The organism is Sulfitobacter maritimus, from assembly GCF_013346665.1.
In the GTDB taxonomy this organism is placed as follows: domain Bacteria; phylum Pseudomonadota; class Alphaproteobacteria; order Rhodobacterales; family Rhodobacteraceae; genus Sulfitobacter; species Sulfitobacter maritimus.
This window is the reverse complement of record NZ_JABVBB010000032.1, coordinates 62,264-85,231: the sequence shown is the minus strand read 5'-3', so window position 1 is coordinate 85,231 and position 22,968 is coordinate 62,264. Positions and strand designations below refer to the sequence as shown.

The 22,968-nt window shown below is 55.5% G+C and carries 21 protein-coding genes and 2 pseudogenes; 12 read left to right on the top strand and 11 right to left on the bottom strand.

Going from position 1 to position 22,968, the window contains the following annotated elements:
* Nucleotides 1-3: 3 nt before the first annotated feature.
* The gene (locus HTT03_RS09660; RefSeq protein WP_174859633.1) at nt 4-696 is read right to left on the bottom strand and encodes a helix-turn-helix transcriptional regulator; all 693 of its coding nucleotides are present in this window, start codon (nt 694-696) and stop codon (nt 4-6) included.
* 259 nt (nt 697-955) lie between these two features.
* On the opposite strand from HTT03_RS09660, the pseudogene HTT03_RS09655 reads away from it, so the two are divergent.
* From HTT03_RS09655 to HTT03_RS18900, 3 genes and pseudogenes are all read left to right on the top strand, one after another.
* Nucleotides 956-1,198: pseudogene (locus tag HTT03_RS09655) on the top strand (IS110 family transposase); the annotation flags it as partial.
* 212 nt (nt 1,199-1,410) lie between these two features.
* Nucleotides 1,411-1,621, top strand: a pseudogene (locus HTT03_RS09650) (IS66 family transposase); the annotation flags it as partial.
* Between the two features lie 667 nt (nt 1,622-2,288).
* The gene (locus HTT03_RS18900; protein ID WP_174859632.1) at nt 2,289-2,771 is read left to right on the top strand and encodes a 2TM domain-containing protein; all 483 of its coding nucleotides are present in this window, start codon (nt 2,289-2,291) and stop codon (nt 2,769-2,771) included.
* A 261-nt stretch (nt 2,772-3,032) separates the two neighbouring features.
* Here HTT03_RS18900 and HTT03_RS09640 read toward each other — a convergent pair whose 3' ends face one another.
* Complete coding sequence (locus HTT03_RS09640; protein WP_174859631.1) at nt 3,033-4,739, bottom strand: relaxase family protein; 1,707 nt, start codon at nt 4,737-4,739, stop codon at nt 3,033-3,035.
* A gap of 366 nt (nt 4,740-5,105) precedes the next feature.
* Between HTT03_RS09640 and HTT03_RS09635 the strand changes: the two genes are divergently transcribed.
* The 8 genes from HTT03_RS09635 (at nt 5,106) to HTT03_RS09600 (ending at nt 14,552) form a co-directional block, all read left to right on the top strand.
* On the top strand, nt 5,106-6,896 hold the full coding sequence (locus tag HTT03_RS09635; protein WP_246253432.1) for a type I secretion system permease/ATPase: 1,791 nt from the start codon (nt 5,106-5,108) through the stop codon (nt 6,894-6,896).
* 109 nt (nt 6,897-7,005) lie between these two features.
* Complete coding sequence (locus HTT03_RS09630) at nt 7,006-8,328, top strand: HlyD family type I secretion periplasmic adaptor subunit (RefSeq protein WP_343035776.1); 1,323 nt, start codon at nt 7,006-7,008, stop codon at nt 8,326-8,328.
* A gap of 55 nt (nt 8,329-8,383) precedes the next feature.
* Entirely contained in the window at nt 8,384-9,421 is a 1,038-nt protein-coding gene (locus HTT03_RS09625) for a class I SAM-dependent methyltransferase (RefSeq protein ID WP_174859630.1), read from the top strand.
* Between the two features lies 1 nt (nt 9,422).
* On the top strand, nt 9,423-11,804 hold the full coding sequence (locus tag HTT03_RS09620; protein ID WP_174859629.1) for a glycosyltransferase: 2,382 nt from the start codon (nt 9,423-9,425) through the stop codon (nt 11,802-11,804).
* A gap of 26 nt (nt 11,805-11,830) precedes the next feature.
* The gene (locus HTT03_RS09615; RefSeq protein WP_174859628.1) at nt 11,831-13,081 is read left to right on the top strand and encodes a glycosyltransferase family 4 protein; all 1,251 of its coding nucleotides are present in this window, start codon (nt 11,831-11,833) and stop codon (nt 13,079-13,081) included.
* A gap of 100 nt (nt 13,082-13,181) precedes the next feature.
* Nucleotides 13,182-13,568, top strand: a complete 387-nt coding sequence (locus HTT03_RS09610; protein ID WP_174859627.1) for a response regulator — start codon at nt 13,182-13,184, stop codon at nt 13,566-13,568.
* A gap of 214 nt (nt 13,569-13,782) precedes the next feature.
* Nucleotides 13,783-13,953 (top strand): hypothetical protein, encoded by a 171-nt coding sequence (locus HTT03_RS09605; protein ID WP_174859626.1) that lies wholly within the window; start codon nt 13,783-13,785, stop codon nt 13,951-13,953.
* Complete coding sequence (locus HTT03_RS09600; protein ID WP_174859625.1) at nt 13,950-14,552, top strand: plasmid pRiA4b ORF-3 family protein; 603 nt, start codon at nt 13,950-13,952, stop codon at nt 14,550-14,552. The genes HTT03_RS09605 and HTT03_RS09600 overlap by 4 nt, the downstream gene beginning before the upstream one ends.
* A 143-nt stretch (nt 14,553-14,695) precedes the next feature.
* Here the strand turns inward: HTT03_RS09600 and HTT03_RS09595 are convergent, their stop codons facing one another.
* The 7 genes from HTT03_RS09595 to HTT03_RS09565 are packed head-to-tail and all read right to left on the bottom strand — an operon-like array spanning nt 14,696 to nt 20,459.
* A complete protein-coding gene (locus HTT03_RS09595; protein ID WP_174859624.1) occupies nt 14,696-15,193 on the bottom strand; it encodes an OsmC family protein in 498 nt (165 codons plus the stop codon).
* Nucleotides 15,193-16,122, bottom strand: a complete 930-nt coding sequence (kce, locus tag HTT03_RS09590; protein WP_174859623.1) for a 3,5-dioxohexanoate:acetyl-CoA acetone transferase — start codon at nt 16,120-16,122, stop codon at nt 15,193-15,195. Before kce ends, HTT03_RS09595 begins: the two co-directional genes overlap by 1 nt.
* 3 nt (nt 16,123-16,125) lie before the next feature.
* Nucleotides 16,126-16,902 (bottom strand): cyclase family protein, encoded by a 777-nt coding sequence (locus tag HTT03_RS09585; protein ID WP_174859622.1) that lies wholly within the window; start codon nt 16,900-16,902, stop codon nt 16,126-16,128.
* Nucleotides 16,903-16,911: 9 nt separating this feature from the next.
* Entirely contained in the window at nt 16,912-18,216 is a 1,305-nt protein-coding gene (locus HTT03_RS09580; RefSeq protein WP_174859621.1) for a TRAP transporter large permease, read from the bottom strand.
* Nucleotides 18,213-18,743 carry a TRAP transporter small permease subunit gene (locus tag HTT03_RS09575; protein WP_174859620.1) on the bottom strand — a complete coding sequence of 177 codons (531 nt, stop codon included), beginning with the start codon at nt 18,741-18,743 and terminating at the stop codon, nt 18,213-18,215. The genes HTT03_RS09580 and HTT03_RS09575 overlap by 4 nt, the downstream gene beginning before the upstream one ends.
* The gene (locus HTT03_RS09570) at nt 18,740-19,798 is read right to left on the bottom strand and encodes a C4-dicarboxylate TRAP transporter substrate-binding protein (RefSeq protein WP_343035773.1); all 1,059 of its coding nucleotides are present in this window, start codon (nt 19,796-19,798) and stop codon (nt 18,740-18,742) included. The genes HTT03_RS09575 and HTT03_RS09570 overlap by 4 nt, the downstream gene beginning before the upstream one ends.
* A gap of 28 nt (nt 19,799-19,826) precedes the next feature.
* Nucleotides 19,827-20,459: a TetR/AcrR family transcriptional regulator gene (locus tag HTT03_RS09565; RefSeq protein WP_174859619.1), complete on the bottom strand. Its 633-nt coding sequence runs from the start codon at nt 20,457-20,459 to the stop codon at nt 19,827-19,829.
* Nucleotides 20,460-20,818: 359 nt separating this feature from the next.
* Here HTT03_RS09565 and HTT03_RS09560 point away from each other — a divergent pair, with 359 nt between their 5' ends.
* The gene (locus HTT03_RS09560; RefSeq protein ID WP_174859618.1) at nt 20,819-21,625 is read left to right on the top strand and encodes a class I SAM-dependent methyltransferase; all 807 of its coding nucleotides are present in this window, start codon (nt 20,819-20,821) and stop codon (nt 21,623-21,625) included.
* Between the two features lie 142 nt (nt 21,626-21,767).
* Here the strand turns inward: HTT03_RS09560 and HTT03_RS09555 are convergent, their stop codons facing one another.
* Nucleotides 21,768-22,442 (bottom strand): RES family NAD+ phosphorylase, encoded by a 675-nt coding sequence (locus HTT03_RS09555; protein ID WP_217482790.1) that lies wholly within the window; start codon nt 22,440-22,442, stop codon nt 21,768-21,770.
* Nucleotides 22,439-22,954, bottom strand: a complete 516-nt coding sequence (locus tag HTT03_RS09550; protein WP_174859617.1) for an MbcA/ParS/Xre antitoxin family protein — start codon at nt 22,952-22,954, stop codon at nt 22,439-22,441. The genes HTT03_RS09555 and HTT03_RS09550 overlap by 4 nt, the downstream gene beginning before the upstream one ends.
* Between the last annotated feature and the right edge of the window lie 14 nt (nt 22,955-22,968).

Here is a 22,968-nt window from a genome sequence, read left to right as displayed (position 1 = left end):
CGGTCAATGCCTTGGTTCGGAAGTCATCGCTTCGGTGATATCCATTGTTTCATAAAGTGCCGCCATGGTCCGGTTGGTGACCCCAAGCTTTCGCATGACGTTTCGGACATGGATCTTGATGGTGTTCTCGCTCAACTCCATCTCATAGGCGATAACCTTGTTGGACAGGCCACGCTTGAGAGCGGCCAAGACTTCGGTCTCTCGATCCGAAAGCCCGGCTGCGCAAGCGGCTGTCTTTGCAGGCTCGCCAGCATCTTCTACAGCGTTCAAGGCCACTGCGTGATCCGTGGCGGACAAGACAGGATCCAAGGCATTGACGCAGCCCTGGCGAGCTGCACTGCGGACCATCTCGGCAAAAACGGGGCGCGGCATGTCGAGCATGATCTTAGGCATTTTTGGATCAGGCGTTTGGTCCCCTCTGCCATCGCACAGCAGCAAAAACGCCGCGTTGGGAAACGTCTGTCGCATGGCCGGAATGTCACTGGCTTCGGACACAAGTGCGCAAGTGACGGGAAGAAAAGCAATCTCAGCAGCTTGGCTTGCATTGTTAACGGATAAAACTCTAACTTCGGGCAGACTTGACGTTAAGAATTCACAAAGACACTCGGAAAAAATGCACCGGCGGTCAATGACAACAACTGTAGGTTTCATGGTTCGAATCTCCTGATTCCGCCGAAACCGGTAAAAAAGTAACATAATCAAGCGCTAAAAGGCGATTCCGGCAGCACGGTTTCCAAGTAAAAAGCAGCTTCACCAGTTTACCCTAGGTAAAGTTTTGGGCAAAATTATAAATTGGCCGGAATGTGACGTTGATGCGCGCAAAACAAGTGGTTCTCGTCTTTATCAAGCCTCTTGCCGAACGTTTTGAAGGTATCCGATGGGGTGGACGCCCCCCGGCGGCATCGAAATGTGCCAAGGTAGCGGGTGTTGAAACACTTCTACGAGGAGAGCGTCCTTGAACGAGGTTAGCATCATCGGCCTGGATTTGGCCAAGAACGTATTTCAGGCCCATGGCGCCAGGGCGGACGGCTCCGTTGTATTCCGGCGCAAGCTATCGCGTGCGCAGCTGTTGACATTCCTGAGTCATCACCAGCCTTGCGTGGTAGCCATGGAAGCTTGCGCAAGTGCCCATCACTGGGGCCGGGCAATAGGCGATCTTGGCCACGAAATCCGGCTGATCCCACCTGCCTACGTGAGGGCAAACGGTCATGAGACCAGGTTGGGAGACCCATTATTCCGGACGATGTGCCACCGAGCACGGGTATCCGAACTGGACCCGACCTGCATATCTTCATAAGGGCTCGCGGCGTTTGAAAGGCCGCAACTTTGAGGCCGGACACACGACTGCACCTGATCACATGCCCGATCGTGTCAAGAAAAGTGCTTGCATTCATGGGGGCGTCCACACACGACGGTCGCGTGGCCATCGACAACAATCCAGTGGAGAGAGCTCTGCGATCAATCAATATTAGGCGAAAGAACTGGCTCTTTGCAGAGGCCGAAGCAGGTGCGGAAACTTTGGCTCGACCGCATCCACAACCACAAGATCGACAAGTTGGATGAGCTGCTGCCGTGGAACAGGAAAGCGTTGCCACAAGGAACCGACAGTCAAGCCGCGTAAACTGCGGTACCAATGGCGAGACTACGAAGTATACCTTATCGGCTACTTGGTGGTCCCGCGAACAAGCCACTACCTGTACGCGGGAAGATTTCGGTCGATGGGGGAAAGGATCATTCCACCCTATACATCAAGTGTAGAAGGTAAGGGATATGAGTACTACAGCGACAAGGCTGTATCCGACCATGAGAGTGAGGTCGGCTTTCCAGTGGCGTTTCATTTTGGCTCCAGTGCTGATCTTGTAAAGCCATTGTTGAACTAAAATAAGGCAAGAATTGGCGGATGGCGTGACCATAACTTGCCGATGCTGTTGGTCTCCGATCTGACGCCAGGTTATAGGATCTTGCACAAACGGTCATTCGGACAATGTGCAGCTAACGAAGTAAGCATCCGGCGTAGACCGCGGTTATGCGGCTTTGGCGATCAGACTTTGCTTCCAGTTCCATGTATCGATGTCAATCCCGAGGCAGGGCTCACATGGGTCCTCCGACGTTTACCTGATCACAAGATCATCGTATCGATGAACTCATGCCGTGGGTCTGGAAGGCGGCATCGTGAGCATTCCAACCGATCCGTTGGCGCATGAATGTCGCTACATTGTCGTGTTCATGTCGTGGTCTCCTTCTCGCCAGGGCCTCAGATTGAGCACCAGAATGGAAGGTGAGCGCCTGTGATTGTCAGAAAATTACGTCTGGAAAAAGGGCTGTCGCAAGAACAGCTCGCGCATATGGCCGGCATCAGCACGCGCACGTTGCAGCGGATTGAGCGCGGCGCCACTGCCAGCCCAGAAACGTTGAAATGCATCGCCTCTGTTCTCGAAACCGATTTTGAGAATCTACGGAAGGAACAGCAAATGCCCCCCGAAGAACATCCCGAATTGCCCAGACTCTCAGCCGAAGAGAAAGAAGCCATGGAGTATGTCCGTGACATCAAGGCATTCTACATACATCTGCTTGTCTTTGCCGTAGTGATCACCGGCCTGACGATCATAAACCTGTTCTTTACCCGAGGATATTTTTGGGTGCTTTGGGCCGCGTTCGGCTGGGGCATTGGCTTGCTCTCCCATGGCCTCAGTATCTTCGAAACCTTTAACCTCTTCGGGGACGGTTGGGAGAAACGACAAATCAAAAAACGAATGCGCCGCCAAAAATGACATGATGTCCACTATCAATGATGGACACCCTCTCAACGCTATATCGGTATCAAACACAGCGCCTGCGCCGGGCGGATACTTTTGAAGATACGCTTCGATCAGCGATATGAAGAAGGAATGCCGCTCGCGAAGCCTGCAGCACTGTGTCTTTTACGCGAACCGACTGTGCGTGAGCATAGGAGGAAAAGCCGATGATGGCGCGACGTTCAAAGACGGCTCGATTTTAAAGACAGCGGCCCCGCAAAGGAACTTTCGCCGAATTTAAGCGATCAGGTCGAACTCGATCAGATCGCTCTTCAGCCCGATGGTGGAAATCGTGCCGCCGTCTTCGAATGACCAGCTTTTTGCGTAGATTTCAGCCGAGCCGCTGGAATCATTGAAGGCATCCATATGAATAAAGATGATTTCCGTGGGCAGGTTCACAACCTTCACATTGCTATAGGTCTGCAGCAGAAAGTCCAGATAAACACGCGCCTCTTGGTCAAACGCTTCAAAACGAAGCGCCTCTTCAAGAGTGGTAGGACCTGGGGCTTCCAAGGTATCGGGAATTTCTGACGCGATTTCGGTATTGAGCAGCTTGAAAAGATCATCCTGGGCGAGCCTGTCGAGGTTGGTGATCTCAAAGCTTTTGAAAGCAGCATCAAAATTTTGAAGAAAACTGTTTTCTTTCGCGACCGTCGCCGAACTGCTGGCCGATGCGGTTTGCGTGTCTTCAGCAGAGGGTTCAGCCGTTTCGTCTGCCGGAGCGGAAGCTTCCTCGCGGGGTCCCGTGTTTGACGGCAGCGCGAGTGTCTGCATCGACAGTTCGTGAGTATCCGTGACAGGCGCGGGTCCTGGCAACTGAACAACTGCAGGGGCTTCCGTGTCGAGGGTGATGTTGAGCGCGCCGGCCAGTTTGGTTTCGTCGGTCGCAGTGGCGGCTTCTATGGTGCGCGCTTCTGGATCGGGCGTGTCCGAGGCCAGCAGAAGGGCTTTCTCTTTCGCTTTGACTTCAGCAACTGCTGCAGAGAGCTTCTCGAGGTTCAGCTCCGAGGGGCCGGACGTGTCGTCGACAATCTCGGCCGCATTGCTTGCAGGAAGCGGGAGACCTGCGGCAAGAGCGACAAAGCTGAGGCTGACCCCCACAGCTTTTGCACTTTGCCCCGAAAGGCCCACCATCAAGCCATCCCGGTTGGCGGAAGCGGCCATGCCTTGCTTGCCAAACTCCAGAGCAGAAACGGCGGCCGGGGCCTTTTGCGCCTCACCTTCCGGACTCTCAAGGGCCTCCCGTGATGTTTCAGGCGCATGCATCATGGCTTTTCCATCCTCGAGGCCGCTTGGTCCTTCCGCGTCATCGGCGATGATCATCGGGGTGGCGGCGACCAGTTCGTCTGACATCAGATAGACCGACCACACCAAAGCTGCGAGAGCGGCCGCGGGATGAATGAAGATCACATCCCGGTGGCGTTTGCCCATTGAGACAACATTGGGCGCGCCGCGTCCGAAGCTTTCCACGGGGCGCACCCGGTTGGAGAATTGGGTAACCAGATCTTGCAGGCTATCGCCCTTGATGGGCGCCTCTTGCAGTTGGCTGCTGACGAGATAGATCCCGTCAAACCGGCTGAAGTGAACTAGCACTTCCCCTTGAGCGTCCAGAAAGACAAACCACGGGTCGCCTTCATCGGTTATTCCGCGATCAACCTCCGTCGTGACGCCGGCCTGCGCCAGAATGCGCTGCGTACGATAAAGGTCCGCCAGTTCCTGGTTGGACCACCCCATAGTCGGCACCGCCAGATTATCTGACTGCTGCAGAAAAGAGATATTGGCATCAGACCCACAGGCCGGCTCAGCAGGTGCTGCCATGTCCCCTGCCCCACCATAGATGTCGGACATCTTGACGTCATCCGCCGCAGCCGGCGTCTCGCTCAGGTCAAGAACCGATTGCGCACGGGACTTCATCAGGTGGGGGAAGCGAATAACATCAGACATCAAGCAAATCCTTTGCGCCACCATAGCATCCTTGGCGCAAAGACCAAGACGTTAGGATCCCCACAAGTTCGCCAGAAGCGGTAAAGGCTGCAAGCATGCCACAGGGGCGATATTTTGCCTAAGAATAAAAGGCTTTGCGTGTGCAAAAATTCGCCGAGCCTGACCTGTGCGCTTTGTGTCCAGGTTGCTGGAGTGCGACAGGCTAAAATTCACTAAGGCTACGTAACCTTCTAATATTCTGTCTTATTTTTCTGGCGGCCTGTTGGGCTGACTTGTCCTGAACCCGCCCATTGACGCATTTTCAACAGCAAGCCTCTTTAAGCGAATTCACATCAGGTCGATTTCGCGATAGGACCCGCAGACAGGATGCGTGACCTTACGCGAAAAAGCCTTTATAGCGGGACAAATACGTTCGGCAGTGAGAGATGTTACCCCCCAATGAGTGCCCCCAACCCGCTCCAAAAAGCCTACAGGAAGTTTCGTGCGATCTTCGGCGCGACTATCCTGTTCAGTTTTTTCGTCAATCTGCTGATGTTCGTGGGGCCGCTCTACATGCTCCAGATCTATGATCGGGTGTTGGCCAGCCGGAACGAGATGACGCTTGTGGTGATCACCGTGATCGCGGTCGCTCTTCTCATCACCTACGGCATGTTGGAATTTGTGCGCTCGCGCATGCTCGTGCGCGCCGGCCTGCAATTTGACAGCATTCTGTCGCGCCCGCTTTTTGACCGCGTGGCGCGCATGCAATTGGTCAACCCAAATGGCGGAGCGCGCTCGGCTTTGGGGGATGCAGACAAGGTGCGCAGCTTTATCACCGGCCAGGGCGTATTGGCATTTTTTGACGTCCCCTGGACCCCCATTTTCCTCGCTTTGTGCTTTGCGTTCCACCCGTGGTTGGGCTGGGTGGCTCTGAGCGGTACCGTGGTGATCTTCGTCCTGGCTCTGCTCAACGAGTATCTAACCCGGAACGCGCTATTGTCGGCCAACAATGAAGGCCAGCAAGCCTCAGAGTTCGCAGGAGCGACAATGCAGAACGCTGAAGTCATTCGGGCCATGGGCATGCAAGATGCTTTGGCGGAGCGCTGGAAGGTCAAGCGCAATGGGATGCTCGTGTCTCAAGCGCAGGCAAGTGACTGGGCTGGCGCTGTCATGTCGAGCTCCAAGTTTGTGCGCATGGGCCTTCAAGTGGCCATTCTCGGGACGGGCGCTTACCTTGCAATGGGGGGGCAAATTTCTCCCGGCGTCATGATTGCGGCCTCCATTGTCATGGGCCGCGCTTTGGCCCCCGTTGAGCAAGCGGTTGGCCAGTGGAAAGAATTTGTTGCTGCGCGTCAATCCAATGCCCGTTTGAAAAAGCTCTTTAATGCGGTCCCGGATGAGCCCAAACGTCTGCAACAGCCAAAGCCCAAGGGCCACCTTACGGCGGAAGGGGTTACCACCGTTGTGCCTGGTACCCGCGACACGATTTTGCGCTCAGTCAACTTTGATTTGCCGGCCGGCCACACACTTGCGCTCATCGGGCCAAGTGGCTCGGGCAAAAGCACCCTGGCACGTCATTTGGTTGGCGTAGGCGAGCCGATCAGCGGAGCCATTCGTCTCGACAAGATCGAACTTTCGCACTGGGACCGCAACCAGTTAGGACAAGCCATCGGCTACTTGCCCCAGGACGTAAAACTCTTTGCAGGCACCGTGGCAGAAAACATTTCTCGCTTTGCAGATGGTGCAACAGACGACGACATCATCGCCGCGGCCAAACGCGCTGGCGCGCATGAAATGATCTCTGGCTTGAGCGATGGCTATGCCACACAGATCGGGAACGGCGGTGGCCGGCTTTCGGGCGGCCAGCGGCAAAGAGTTGGCCTGGCGCGGGCGCTCTTCGGCAATCCTTGTCTGGTGGTTCTGGATGAGCCCAATTCCAATCTGGACAGTGAAGGCGAAGAAGCCCTAGCGCGGTGTCTGGCCCAGCTCAAAAGCGAAGGCAAATCGATCGTTTTGGTTACCCATAAGGCCAATATTCTCAGTGCGACCGACTACACCTTGATCTTGCGGGAGGGTACCGTGCAGCGGTTCGTTCCGACTAAAGAGCTCTTGCAGCCTCAGCAGCCCCCTCAGCAAAAGCAGCCCCAAACAGTTTCACTGTCGACCGCCAAATTATAGGTTTTCGGCAGGATCTCATCTAGCAATAAGGGAAGAGGGAGGCGTCCTTGCCTGAGAGGCAAAGCCGCTCTTCTGCTCAGCCCCGCGACAACATATTTAGGATACGCCCGTGGCGACATCAGCAACGGCCTCAAGCCGACTTACGAAGATGGCCAATCCGCGAAAGTACTCTTTCGCCGGCTATATCATCCTGCTCATCACCTTCGGGGTCTTTGGGACTTGGGCTTACTTCGGCATCATCGCCAGTGCCGTCGTTGCTCCAGGCGTTGTCGCCTTGGAAAGCGACCGGAAAGTCGTCCAGCACTTCGAGGGCGGCATCGTTCAGGAGATCCTGGTGCGTGAAGCCGACTTCGTGGAACAAGGCGATCCACTGATCGTCCTCGACAATATCCAAGTCAATTCCGAGATCGCGGTGCTTGAGCAGCGGCGGGCAACGTCGGAAGCCCTGATTGCGCGGCTGCTCGCCGAACAGACTTTTGAAGAAGAAGTCTCTTTTCCCGCGGAGCTTCTCGCCTCCGACAATCCCAACGTCAAAAGCGCCGTACAGGCGCAGCGCAACATCTTTAATGATCGCCGCTCTATCTTCCTGTCTCAGACAGAAATCCTGGAATACCGCGCGGAGCAGCTAAGCGGACAGGCCGAGGGTTATGAAGTCCAGCTCGCGGCATTGGAAAAGCGCTTCGAGTTGCGCAGCGAGCTTTTTGAACGCATGCGCACCGGCGAAGAACGTGGGGTGATCGAAAGCAATCGCCTCTCCGATATGCAAGATGAAGTCATCCAGATTGAAGCCAGCATCGGCACCGCCATGTCGGATATTGCTCAAGTCAAAGCGGCCGCGGGGGAAGCGCGCCTGAACATTCTCAAGCTCAAACAAGAATACAGCGAACGGGCAAACAGCGAGTTGAAAACCGCGCGATCCGAGCTTGCCGAGATCAATGAAAAACTGACAGTGGCTCAAGACAGGATGCGCCGGACAACGATCACAGCGCCTACCACCGGGAAAGTGCAAAGCCTTGCTGTCACCACGCGCGGTTCCGTCATCCGCTCGGGTGAAATTCTCATGGAGATCGTGCCCAGTGACGAAACGCTTCTCATCGATGCGCGCGTGGCCCCTGTGGATGTCGACAACGTGCGCCCGGGGCTTGAAACCGAAGTGAGGTTTTCGGCCTTCAAGGCGCGGTTGTCGAAGCTGGTGCTGGGCGAAGTTTTGTCGATCTCTACGGATGTTGTGACCACCAAAGATGCCAATGAGCCGCCTTACTATCTGGCCCGGATCAAAGTGCCCGACGAGAACCTGACGGATGAAATCCGAGAAGGTATGACCGCCGGCATGCCTGCGGACGTGGTCATCTTGACGGGGGAGCGCAGCGTGCTGCAATACATGTTGGATCCGTTGTCCGAAGCCATTTTCAAAAGCCTGCGGGAAGAGTAACCTGCAGATATAAGGGCATTCTGAAGGAAATCTGAGTGCCCCATGGGGAGATGATATGAGTGGCGTCAAGCGTGCGGGAGATTATCTGGCAGCAATCTTTAAACTTGGGCGCACCGAACGCTTGGCCAAAGCAGCTTATCGCGCCCTTGAGGCCAATGAGGCGCGCTTAAGTGCGCTGGAACGTCGCATTGATGAACAATCGAACCGTTGGGAGGGGCGGGCACGTCATCTGCAAGATGGCGTCAAACAGGTCATTCACGGTGAAACCCAAGCGCTAATGGCGCGCAATGCAGAGCTTGCGCGCAACTTTGTCGAGGTCTCGCGCCGCCTCGACCAGGTCTTACTTGCCACGCAGCAAGATAACGTTTCCCTCGCCCGTCCGGATCCGGTGCCTCAAGCCAGCGAGGGGCTCAATGCGGTCATGGACAGCTTTTATCATAAGCTGGAAAACAAGTATCGAGGCACCCCGTCCGACATCCGCAACCGTCTGCGGATCTACCTGCCGGATGTCGAAAGCGCTGTCATACGCACCGGCGGAAAGCCAGTGCTGGACCTCGGCTGTGGCCGCGGAGAATGGCTTGGAGTGCTGGCGGACGCAAATCTGAGTGCTCGGGGCGTCGATACGAATGCCGTGCAGATCGGAGAGGCGCAAGACCAGGGGCTGCAGGCGCATCAGGGTACAGCGCGCAGCGCATTGACCGAAGCGGACGACAACTCATTGGCCTGTATCACCGCGCATCACCTCATCGAGCATCTGCCTTTTGAGGAGGTGCTTTGGATCACCCGCGAAGCGATGCGCGTTCTTGCCCCGGGCGGGGTTTTGCTTTTCGAAACCCCCAATGTGCGCAACATTCTGGTGGGCGCGACCTCATTTCACAATGACCCCACCCATCTTCATCCCATGACCGACCCTGTGCTTAATGTCCTGTTTGAAACGGTGGGTTTTCACCCAGTGGAAACACGGCATCTGCACCCCCATGAAAAGCTGGCCGAGTTCATGGCCAAGCCGGGGTTTGATCCTGAACTCGCCAATTTGATGTTCGGCGCCCAGGACCTGGCCGTTTTGGGACATAAACCGCTCGAGGAGACCTAAGATGCGGATCGGCGTCGTCCGTACTCAAGTACCTTTTGTTTCGGGGGGCGCAGAACGCCATGCCGCAGGGCTCGTCCACGCCTTGCGCGAATACGGGCATGAGGCCTGCGAGATCAGCCTGCCTTTCAAGTGGTATCCTGTGGCTGTTCTGGCCGACAGCATTCGCGCCGCGCAGATGATCGATCTGTCACAGGCCGAAGGTGTGCCCATAGACATGATGATCGGACTCAAGTTTCCCGCTTATCTTGCCGACCACCCCAACCCGGTTTTTTGGCTTATTCATCAGCACCGCCAGGCCTACGACTTATGGGATGCTGGAACGTCAGATCTTTTGGATGCGCCGGACGGCATGATGGCGCGCAACATGGTCCAAAGCGCAGACCGTGCTGCATTTGCACGCAGCAGCCGGCCAATCTACGCAAATTCTCGGAATGTCGCGGGGCGTTTGGAGAAGTATCTCGGCCTGCCATCTACGCCGCTCTACCACCCGCCCCCATTGGCAGAACAGTTGAGACAGGGGGGCTATGGTGATTACCTGTTCGCGCCGGGGCGGTTAAACCCGTCCAAGCGCGTGGACCTGATGTTGCGCGCGCTGGCCAAAGTGCCCGGCCCCTTACGCTTGGTGATTGCCGGCGTACCTGAGAACCCAGCTTATCTGGAAGAGCTGCGCAATCTTGCCGCCGCTTTGGGGATCTCCGGCCGTGTGGAGTGGCTGGGCGGGATCGATGACGCCACGATGATCCGCCACTATGCGCAATGCCGGGCGGTTGTGTTCACACCGCAGGATGAAGACCTGGGCTACATTACCCTGGAGGCCATGCTTTCGGGCAAAGCCGTTATTACCACGACGGATGCAGGCGGACCGCTGGAGTTCATCTCTCATGAGCGCGAAGGGCTCATCACCGCGTCGGATCCTGAGGCGCTTTCTCAAGCCTTCATCGCTCTGCATGAAGATGCCACCCTGGCGGAAACCATGGGAAGCGCAGGCCTGAAACACTACCAGGGCCTGAACATCTCCTGGGAACATGTGGTGCAAACTCTGACCGGTGAGCCTGCCAAACCCGCTCCAGGGCCCGCGCAGATTGCCGCTCTCGAAGCGAAAGCCGCAGCCACACCAGCCAAAGATGCGGTGGCGCGGGTTCAAGCGGCCGTGGCCCCGCCGCCCGCGCCGGAACTGCCCTTTACCTCGATCAAAGAGGTTCTAAACGCCTACGACTTCGATACCATGCCGCGCGAAGAAGGGGTGGGTCCCGCCCCCGTGGAGCCGGGCTTGGCGCAATATCTTGGCACCCACTGGACCCGTTATCTGACCACCCTGCATCATGTGGTGGATTGCGCCCCGCGCAACGTCCTCGATGTCGGTGTCTTCCCCCCATTGGTTTTCGAGGCGATGGTGGCCAACGCGCTGCCTGAGGTGACCATGAGCGGGATCTGGGAAGGGCCGTACCCCTATGCGCAGACGGTCAAAAGCCTCAGTCCTGACCATCCGGATTTCTCCATCGAACTGCGCGCTGCGAATATCGAACGCGACGTGATGCCCTATGGCGACGCCGAATTCGACATGGTTTTGGGGATGGAGATTTTTGAGCATCTCGCACTCGATCCGCATTTCTTCCTGTCTCAAGCTGCACGGGTCCTGCGGCCCGGTGGTCATGTCATCCTGACCACCCCGAATGTCGGCAGCCACCGCGGTGTGCAAAAGATGCTCAATGGGCAGTCCCCTTACTCCTTTGGGCTTTTTGTTCCGACTGGGGGCGTCTACGGGCGTCACAACCGCGAATATACACCCCGCGAGGTCGAGGCGCTGGCACATGGAGCTGGGTTTGAAACCCATTATTTGGGGACCGCGGATGTCTATGAAGATCATGTAGACCCTGCGACGGCAGCCCTCCTGATTGCCCGGGAGGATGATCTGGCCCTTCGAGGAGAAACCATTGTTTTTGTTGGCCGTAAAGCAGGAGAGCCCACTGCGCCGCCCTTGGGGCTTTATCATGGCGACCCGGCGCGCCTGTCGGGCAAGTTGGCTCTGACTAAAGAAGAACCCATGACAGGGCTTACGCAGGTGACAGCGCAGAATACCTCCGCCGGTTGGTGGCCTGCCTCCGGCAATCAGGCAACGGCGCTCTTGGCGGAATGGATCAATGACGAAGGGTATCTGGTCCATACCAATGTGATCTTGCCTCTCGCTGAAGCTGTGGCCCCGGGGCAGGACACGACCTTCAGCTTCCGGCGGGACCAAAACGAGATGAACCAAGGCGGGACCTTGAGATTGCAACTTTTCCAGACCGGTGTTGGGGCCTTTACCGGCACGGGGCGGGCCAATTTGCTCACCCTGCCCTGTTCTGAAGCGGCCTTCCTTGCTCTGGCCAAACTGGCCGTATGATGCTGTCCCAAGACCCTCTCTCTAGGATGACGATCCACTGGGTGAGCCCCCTCCCCCCGGCAGAGACGGATATCGCGCATTATACCGCCCGTATCTTGCCGGCTCTCAGTGCCCGTGCCGAGGTCATTTTATGGACCAATGCGCTTGAGTGGGATGTGTCTTTGGAGCGGTATTGCACCGTCAGGCACTTTGATCCGGACACCATCTTGCCGCGCGCGTTTACGGCCGCCCGATGCGGGACCGGTCCCGAAGTGGTGTTTATCCATATCGGCAATTCCTGGGTCTACCATGCTGGGTTTTTGCGACTTGCACAACGCATTCCTTCGGTCATCGTCCTCCATGATCTGGCAATTCAGGAACTGATGATCGAAGCCGTCGAATACAACGAATGGGAGGCCACGCGATATCTTGCGGGTATGGAAAAATGGTACGGCGCGGAAGGGAGGCAGATCGGGGAAGCGTGCCTGAACAAGGACAAGAGAGGCTCCGAGATCTGCAGCAGAATGCCTGGCTACGAATTGGTTCTGGAAAAAGCCCTTTCAGTTCTGACCCATAGCAGCCCGGGGCAAGCCGTTATTCAGGCGCGTTTCGCCGAGCCGGCATGCCACCTCCTGCCTCTACCTTTTGAGATCGGTCCCACGCCTCAGCGCGCGCAACTCTCACACGGCCCCCTGCGTCTTCTCCAATTCGGCTGGATTGGCCCCAACAGGCGGCTGGAGCAAGTTCTGGACGCGCTTAGTCAAATGCCTGCAGATTTTGATTTCCGGCTCGATATCATGGGAAAGATCTGGAACCCGGCCATCATACAGGCCAAGCTCGTCGAGCTGAACCTTGCTCATCGGGTTCATCTTCATGGCTTTGTGTCCGAGGCCGTTCTGGAGAACGCCCTGCGCCAAGCGGATCTGGTGCTGAACTTGCGTCACCCCACGATGGGGGAGGCATCGGGCAGTCAGTTACGGATCTGGAATGCTGGGGCGCCCGCGGCGGTAACTTATCACGGCTGGTATGCAGAGCTTCCAGAAGATGTCGTTTATTTTATCGACATCGACGATGAGGTCGCGCAATTGCATGCGCTGTTTACAACTCTGGCTGCAGATCGCAGGGCGGGCGCTGATATAGGTGCGGCAGGGCGGACTTACTTCGAAGCCCATCACGCCCCGGATTCCTATGCAGAGGGAATCGTTAAGATCGCCCAACAAGCTGTTGAAAAAGATAATGAAAAACTTGCGGTCCGCCTGAGCGCTAAATATTATTTGGAAAGATTGGGCCTCGCATGAATGGGGCGAAGCAGTCAGTACTCAGATCGCAGCCTGTTTCAAGCTACCGCTAGGATGGCGCGGCAAGGGGCGTTAGATGTTTCTTAGGCAGGACAGTAAGTTGAAGGCTATTCTTCATGTCGATGATGATCCTCTTGTGCTTGATATCGTTCAAGCAATTTTTCGGCACAGTCAGGGGATAAAGGTTACGTCTGCTCAGAGCGCTGAGGACGCTTTGCAGTTGATCCCTAAGCTCCAGCCGGATCTGTTCATTGTGGATATCGCAATGCCGGATATCGGGGGATTTGAGCTTCTCCTCAAGCTGCGCGAGATGTCGGAAGCGAAAAATACTCCGATCATCATCCTGAGCGGCAGGGTTGGAAGCTTTATCACGCATAATCCATTCAGAGACATGGCTTCGGTGATTTTGCAAAAACCTGTGGATCCTGACAGGCTTCGCTGCGAAGTCGACGACATACTGGCGAACGGCCATTTTGACGAGGATTGAGTGTTGGAGACCCTACTGTGATGTCTGTGAAGATGATGCGTTAATCCTTAAAGAACCATAAAATACGAGCGAAAATCGAGCGTTCGATAGTCTCGAGAGGTAGACCTCGTGGCAAACATGTAGCTCAAACATGTAGCTTGTGCGAAAGCCGTGCCTGAGCGCTGTTTGGAATGAGATGACCCCTTCCCTCGGGTCAGCCCTGCAAGGAGTTGCTATGCGCACGCACCGACTATTGCTTGGCATGCTTGCCATCACGGGCGCCGGCGTTGCAGCCTGCACCGTACCCTCAATGCCCGAAGCGCCCGACGGCGCGAAGGTTTATGCTTCAGAGCTGTTGCCCTGGAATTGGAAGTCCGCCATGGAATTGAAGAGAATTGCTGCATGACGCTGGTCGCGCGCATCAAGGTCACATTGTCCGATGTCGAGCCTCAGGTGCTTCGGCGCTTTGATGTGCCCCTTAAGATCAAGCTGAACCACCTGCATGATGTGATCCAGGCGGCCATGGGATGGACCGACAGTCACCTGTATGAGTTCAGGGCCGGCGGCAGCGGCTGGGGCGTGCCAGATCCAGATGGCTTTTACGATGGCCCGATGCCCGCCAGCAAAACCAGCCTGCTTGACGTGATCGAAGATGTGGGAACCAAGACCATCCATTACATCTATGACTTTGGCGACAACTGGCACCACGTGATCAAGATCGAGAAAATCGATGGCTCTATCACGGGCGCCGCATATCCACGCCTTGTCAGGGCTATCGGTGCTTGCCCTCCGGAGGATGTGGGTGGCTTTTGCGGCTACGCTGACTTCCTCGATGCCATAGCCGACCCCAAACACGAAGAACACGACCGGATGCTGGAGTGGTATGGGGGACAGTTCGACCCGAATGAGGCAGAGATCGGCCGCATCCTCGATAACTTCGAGCGTCTTGCCAAAAAATGGGCCCCGAAACCGCGTAAACCAAAAGCCGCACCCAAACGCCTCTGATCAATACGGCGCGCCAACGGCCTTCGCCGAAGGCTTACGCCATTAGTGCCCATATCTATTTAATAGAGAATATCATGGAACTCATGCCGACCGACGTTCAGCCGATCCCAGTCGAGGGATCGACGTCATTTTGCGGGGACGCCTCAATCAACGGGCATTAACCCGGTATCGGTTTTGATACGGTGAGTGATTGAGTTGGCCTGGCCCAACGTTTGCTCTACGAAGCAACCCTTCCTAGCCGCCTGTATTAAAGCAATCTGATCTTTCAAAGGTGACGAACTTTCCAGCAAAACGTCAATATGGAAGGACGTAGGCGCAGTCTCATAAATACGGCCCTTGGGCACCCATTGCCAATTGGCCTCTGCGTTTACCGAGAGATCATCAATTTTTACGTCCATACGCTTCGCAAAAGCCCTGATCTGGGTCATGATGCATCCAGTAAGCCCTGCGATAAAATGGGCCAACGGTGGTGGCGCACTCGCATCACCACCGTGGAATGGCCCCTCATCCGTAGCAATACTGAAGTTCTCCACCATTGGTGCAGTCATCGCTACATCGAGCTCATTGCGCATCTTGCCTACCGCACGTCCTTCGCAGGTAAAGGTGACGGTCGTTGGGTCTTTTGGCTGGCTGACGCTCATCAAAAGTTCACCTCGTTGGAACCCTTAAGACCAAGGATCGCACGTGCTTCGTCGGGGCTTGCAATCTGATTTCCTTGCGTCTCGAGAATGCCGCGAACTTTTTCAACCTGTTGCGCATTCGAAGTCGCAAGCTCGCCCCGGGAGATATACAGCGAATCCTCTAGCCCCACTCTCACGTGACCACCCATTTGCGCACCGACTGCAGCCATTCGCATCTGCTGAGCCCCTGCGCCGATAACCGACCATTGATAGGCGTCGCCAAAAAGTTTGTCAGCCGTGCGCTTCATAAACACTAAGTTATCGATATCTGCTGCGATGCCACCGAGGATGCCCATGACGAACTGCAGGAAAATTGGCGCTTTAAACATGCCGCGATCAAGGCAGAACTTTAGATTATAGAGGTGTCCGACATCATAGCATTCATGTTCGAACTTAACCCGGTGCTCCGGACCCCCGAGAGCTTCCGCTACCATCCGGATGTCGGTGAAAGTATTGCGGAAGATGTTATCTTCTGACCCCTTCAGGTAATCCTTCTCCCAATCTTGCTTCCAGCTTTTGTAGCGATCAGCCATCGGATGCAGCGCGAAGTTGATCGACCCCATGTTAAGACTGCACATTTCGGGGCTGTAGTGACGCGCAGCAGGGATACGTTCTTCGACAGTCATCACCGGGTTTCCGCCGGTAGAGATATTAATCACTGCATCGGTTTCCGCGCGGATTGCAGGCAGGAATTCGGAGAAATGCTCGGGATCTACCGTGGGCGCACCGGTCTCAGGGTGGCGCGCGTGCAAGTGCAAGATAGCAGCGCCTGCTTTGGCCGCAGCAATAGCCTGTTCAGCGATCATTTCGGGGTTGATCGGCAATGCATCCGACATGGTGGGCGTATGCACAGCTCCGGTAATCGCACAGGTTATGATTGTCTTAGGCATGTTTCACTCCTCGAATATCGCCACGGCGCGGGTGAACCCGGCTGAGGCGGCTTTAATTTTGAACGGAAAACAGGACACGAGAAAACCATGTCCGGGAAGCTGGTCCAGATTGGCCAGCTTTTCGATATGACAATAGCCGATCTCCATACTGGCCCGATGGCCCTCCCAAATGATCGACGGGTCTCCATCTTTCGCATAGCGTTTGGCAGTAATTGAGAAAGGAGCATCCCAGCTCCAGGCGTCGGTGCCAGTCAGTCGCACGCCTTGCCGAAGCAGATGCAAGGTTGCTTCGCGCCCCATGCCACAGCCACGCCCAAGATAGTCTGGATGGCCGTAGCGTGCGCCTGCAGAGGTATTTACCAGCACGATATCGAGCGGCTGTATTACATGCCCAATTCGTGCCAGCTCCGCGTCGACGTCTTCGGGCTGAACAATGTAGCCGTCCTCAAAATGACGGAAATCTAGTTTCACCCCGGCGCCAAAGCACCACTCCAGAGGCACCTCGTCAATGGTAATCGCCCGCTCACCGTTATTCATAGTGGAGTGATGGTGGTAGGGCGCATCAAGATGAGTGCCGTTATGTGTCGCGATGTTTAGGCGCTCCACTGCCCAACCTTCCCCCCCCGGCAACTCTTCATGTTGGAGACCCTCAAAGAACCCAGCGATTTGACCGGCTGTCTGCTGGTGGTCCAGATATTCTATCTGAGGAAGCATAATGTCAGGGTCGGACTGGATATCCGCTTCTAAGGCAACGGAAAGATCGACGAAACGTCTAGGCATGAGAGCTCCTTACAGCAGAAAGGTGGTGAGGGCGGGAAAGGCGATGACAACAGCCAGACAAACCAGCATCATTATCGCAAATGGGGCAGCGCCGATGAAAATGTCCGCAAGTTTGATCGAGGGATCGTTGAGCGTCGATTTGATCACATAAACAGATATGCCGAACGGCGGGGTAAGAAGGCCGATTTCAATGGCAATAACAGTTACGATACCAAACCAAATCAGATCGACGCCCATCGGTTGTAGGATCGGCAGCATCAATGGCACGAGGATCAGCATTATCGAGGATGAATCGAGGATCATTCCGAACAGGACGACCACAAGGCAATAGAGCATGATTAGCGCCAAGAACCCTAAGTCGGCTTGTGCGACCAACGCGCCAAAGCTTGACGGCAAACCTGAAAAAGAAAGCATCCGTGAATACATCTGCGCCGCGATGATCAAAAAGCAGACCGAGGCCGTGACCAGACCAGTCTCGACAAGTATCCTCCACAGACTGCGCAGGTTTAGGGTGCGTTTTGCGAAGCCAATCAGCAACGCGCCTGCAGTACCGATGGCGCCAGCCTCTACAGGAGTGAAAAAGCCTGCATAAATGCCCCCCAAAACCAGAGCGATCAGAGCTGTAATTGGCAGTCCTTTGGCTAGGATTTCGGTCCTGCTGAGCGCTTCTTCGCTTTGGCTAAGGTTGCTGCCCACGAAGCGCGGTGCAAAGATTGCCATACCAACCGTCCCTGCGACGAAAATAAGTGCTAGCAGCAACCCCGGCCCAAGACCGGCCAAAAAGAGATCGCCGATGCTTTGTTCGGTAAGCAAGCCATATAGGATCAACAGTAAACTCGGCGGGATCAACATGCCCAACACAGAGGAGCCAGCTACCAACCCCACCGAGAAACGTGACGTGTATCCATGGCGGCGAAGCTCTGGGACGGCAATTTTCGTAAAGACCGCTGCGGAAGCGATTGAAATACCGGTGATTGCGGCAAAAATAGTATTGGCAACGATGGTGCCGATACCAAGGCCGCCGCGGATTCGACGAAAAGCCGCGTTCGCCACGTCAAAGGCGTCGCGCCCCATACCGCTTTCACTGACGACAAAGCCCATTAAGACGAAGACCGGCACAACCCCGAAAAAATAGGAAGAGATCGCGTCATTCGCTGCTAAGCCCAGCATTTTGGATGCCATCAGAGCGGAGCCCTTGATCGCCCAAACGCCGGCGAAAGAACATGCTATTAATGCGATCGGAACATACATGCCGAGAAAGACAAGTAGACCCATTAGTGCGAGCGCCAAAAGGCCAATATCAAAAGGGGTCATTTGGAATACCTACGCAAAATTCTGGCGGCGAATTGAAGTGATAACAGGACGGAGCCCAGTGCTAACATCGCCTTGATTGGCCAGGTTGGAGCGGTAAAGTCTCCAACCGCGCCTACAAAATCCCCACGCTCCCATGACCGTATCAGCATCGGCCAATGTGAATAGAGAATTGCGCTCATTACCGCGATACCCGTAAGGTCGAAGATGGTCTCTAGTCCTCGCGCTAGTCGAGGCAGACGGCGGTGCAACAAATCGATCACACCGTCACTACGTGTCATCCGGCCGGCCTTTAACGCCTGTGGCGCTTGGAGAAAGACAATTACAACGATCGACAGTGATACGATTTGTGGAACGCCTGCGATCGGCGCTCCCCAAACATTGCGGCCCACGACATCCGCTGTGATCAGTGCTACCAGCCCGAGGATTAGCAATGAACCAACCACGTTACTGGCTTGCGTGACCACATCTAGTGCGATCAGCAGGCGGGGCTTGCGTGCCCCCCCTTCTGTCTGGGCCGCCTGTGTCATTCTGCGTCCCAATCACGCAACGGAGTCGCGCCGGCTTCACGCATCGTCTGCATGTAGAGCTTAAGGATATCCGAACCGGGTTTGCCTTGCGCATCCAAGCTTTCAGCCCATTCCTTGGCTGCATTATCCATACCCGCAGCCCATTCCTGGCGCATCTCAGCCGAAGCGTCTGAAAGGGATGCCCCATTTTCGCTCATGGTAGCGAGTGAACTATCGACTGCCTTTTCGAGTTCGGTCAAATACCAATCACGCGCGGCGTCTGCGCCGGTGACCAGCGCGGCCTTCACTTCTTGCGGAAGCCCATCATACCAGTCCTGGTTTGCGCAAAGCGACCCGGCGTATTGAGCGCCAAGCCCAACGTTCGTGATATAGGGAGCAACTTCATAAAGTTTGCTGGGCAGCGCAGCTGAAGCAAAAACAATCACCCCATCGTATACGCCAGTTTTAAGCTCATTGTAGTAGGTAGTGAGATTGCCCGCTACGCCGACCGCACCGGTCCCCGTGAGCCAATTGATCGCAGGCCCCGGCGCTGCGATTTTACGCCCTTCAAGATCGGCAATTGTTTCTACCGGGAAGTCCGTCATTAACAAATAATCGTCAATCCCGATTGGCGCTCCCAGATACACGACGCCGTTCTCTTCATAGGCCGCCCTCATTCGCTCATCTTCACGGTGGAGCTTATCCATGAGCTCAGAAACCTGCCTTGGATCCGCACTCACGAAGGGCGTATAGTAGGTTACATTTTGCACCGCGAGCTTAGCCGGGTCGAACAGCGATTGGCATAGCCCAATTTCGGCCAAGCCCGCTTCGACAGTTTCCAACTCATCTCCGACCTTGGCGATAGCGCCGCCATACTGTCCGTCAAAACTTATACTATGGCCGCTGCCTTCGAGACTGCTTTGCACCGTCGGCGCGAAAGCCTCATCCAACATCTTGACCCATCGGAACACACTAGGATGGCCGGCAGCCACCATAGCTGAGAAGTCTTCTGCTTTGACCAACGACCCAACACAAGCAAGCGCTGTCGCTACCGTTACCAATTTCTTGTTAAACACTACCGTTCCTCCCAGTTAGCAATACAATTTAAGGTCTACAGCCCTCACGGGTGCCACCGATCACGAATGACACGAGCGCGGCTATCAAGTCGTCAGTATTAAGAGCCTCCTCGTGCCCCATCAGCCGCTCGATACGACCATCGCGCGAGATGACCGATGCGAGCACTCCAAGCGCGAATTGATAGGTCATCCCGGCGCGACCTCGATCAAGCCCACACTGGCACATGGCATCTATGAAACGCTCAGCCGTAGGGTCATAGCATTCCTGCACCAGCGATTGATCGCGCGCATGACCGACAATCAAGCCAGCAAAAATCCGTGCATAAGCTTTACCACCCCCTTCCACCCCGAGGGTCGGCCGGAATAGTGCATCAAACACCTGCGCCAGTGCATTCGGCGCATGAAGATCAACCTGATCTAGTAAAACCAACCTACTATCATTGATCTTCTTCGACCGGTGTCGGATCACTTCAGCATAAAGATGTTCTTTATTGCCAAAGTGATAATGAAGTAGGCCCTGGCTGACCCCCGCGCGCACTGCGATTGCCTTCATTCCTGCCCCTTCAAAACCGGCCTCGGCAAACTCGACCTCCGCAGAAGCAAGAATATTACGCAAGGCAGGAGTGAGGCCTTCGACAGATTTATGAACCACATCTCTCATGGCCTCAGGCTAAACACTGACTGATCGATCAGTCAAACACTATTTTGCAAGTCCTTATCAAGGGGGTCTGCTCCGGCTCAGTGCAAAATCCTACGCTAAGAAAGATTTTCCCTGACGCTAGCACCCTTTGCGGAATTTACATTGAGACATGAGCTGAGATGCACGACTGCGCTATCTGAGAGCCTATTTTACATCCGTTTCACAAACCTGCGTTTGTGAAAGCCGCCATTCGCTGCGCTGCGCATAAAATCACACAGTGCGGACTAAGAAGACCTTCATTCCAAACTGACCAAGGTCCGTTTGAGAGTTGCCTGCCAACAATAAACTGTATTGGCTTCTGCCAGGTTGGGAGAGGCATCATGGATTTTTCTGCATTCAGAGAAGGCGAGCGCGAGGGATGGTCAGCACGGGCACGGCTGTATGGTGACGCCACTGCACGTGTAACACTTCAAACCATTCCGAAGTTGCTGGACCATGCAAGACTTTTTCCTGGCGCAAAGGTGTTGGACGCAGGCTGCGGCCCCGGGTTTGTCGCAGCTAACGCCAAACTTCTTGGCGCTGACGCTGAAGGCATCGATTTTTCGGAAGGAATGGTTGCGCAAGCAAGAGTGCAGTTTCCCGACATCAATTTCTCTATCGCTGACATCGAAGATTTGCCTGCACCGGACGAAACGTTTGACGCTGTCCTGAGCAATATCGTTCTGTTCCATGTAACCGACCCTGAACAGGCAATGTCCGAGGCCCGCCGTGTTCTCAAGCCAAATGGAAGATTTGTGTTTAGCCAATGGCTCGGACCTGACCGTTCGGAACTCTACCGGCTCTTGTTCGACGTTTTAGGACGGCAAGCAGATATGTCGCGTGCGGACCCTGCACCAAATGCATATCTTTTGTCCGATGAGGCCCACGTTTCTGAAATGATGGAACGCACGGGGTTCACTGACATCAAAGCGGAGATTGTCGAGAATGTTCTGTATGCTCCGGGTCCCAGCTTTTTCGACTTCTTCATGAAATTCGGTGTTCGCGTGCCTCTTATGTTGGAACGTCAAGAACCCGATGTGCAGAACGCAATTCGAAATGAAGTCGATGAGGTGACTGCACCGTATCTCTCGGATGGAGTTTACAAGTTGCGTATGCCGAGTGTCGTATTTTCAGGTCAAGCAGTTTAATGTGCCGAGTGTCTTAGCAGACCTTTGTGCATCGCGCAGCATTCGTTACATCGGGCTCTGAACTGCCGTTCGCTGCATCGAGAAGGAACGACCGGTTTTGCTTAACGTAGGATTTAGCACTGAGCCGGAGCAGACCCCTTGATCAGGAGATCTGGCGCACAACCACACGACCGGTTCGGGGCACTTCGATCCTGAAGTGTTTCGCCTGCGTCAAATTCTGGATAAGGGGCGCGCGAAAGCAGACCCAGTTTTCATGTCCGGCGTGACGCACGCTTTCATAGCGGATACCAGCCCGCGTGCCTTCATCCCGGACGCGTCGTCCGAAAGCCTGCGCTACAAGGTAACTCGCATCGTCGGGATCATGATATTCCGGATGCGCTCCGAAAATGTCGACATAGTCTCCATCAAGGTCCGCCTTATATTGGCGATACGTCTCGGATTTCTGCGTCAAGGCGCTCAGCGCGATCTCCTTGCGCAGTCCATTGGCAATCTCCAGCAGCGCGGTGTTAGGATGGGTCGAGCCATACCACGCCCCGAGGCTCGCATCAGAAAACCGCAGACCGCCGGGCGATCCGTGCAGAAACGCCGCCATGACGACGCTGGCATTTGGGACGCCATACACCCATTCCGCGCGGGGCAGGCGCGCGAGCCGTGGGCTTACGAGGCGGTCGTTTGTCCAGCCTTCCAGTTCCATGACGGCCTCAAGGTCGTCGGGGGTGGTGACCGCGTCAAAGGCGGGGATCGGCGGAAACCGTGAGGGGATAAGGCGTGTTGTGCCCGCAGGTGCGGGCGAGATCGCGTAGTCTGTAATTTTCATGCAAACACAAGATCGTCTTCGGTGACCACCTCAAAGCTGCCCTCCGGTGCCCCAAACCCCATATTGCCGCCGCGCCAGGCATCAAGATACCGGCGCACGGACATGAGACCATCGTGCCCGCCTTCCAGCATATAGGCCATAGGCGAAGCGCCGGCGAAGAGAGTGCCCTGGTGGGGGCCCTTCAGCCAGACCAGCGCCTGACGCTCATCTTCAAACAGAATGGTCAGCGCCTTGTAGATACCAAGTATAGCCGAAATCCGTAACAGCGTATCAAGAGGCAGGGTCAACGGCTGATGTTCACGCGCCTTCTTCATCCATTGATGATAGGTAGAGCGGCCCGGATCACCCAAGATGGCGATACGATCCGCTTCGCTCAGGTCAAACCGATCAGCGATTTCCCGGAAGGCGCGCAAGCCCGGCGCGCTTGTCCGCTCCCGATCTACTCGGGAGATGGTATGAAATTGCACAACCTCGGGGGAAACCGAAGTGTTTGAAAAATTTGCAATCTGCATATCGAGCCCCCTTC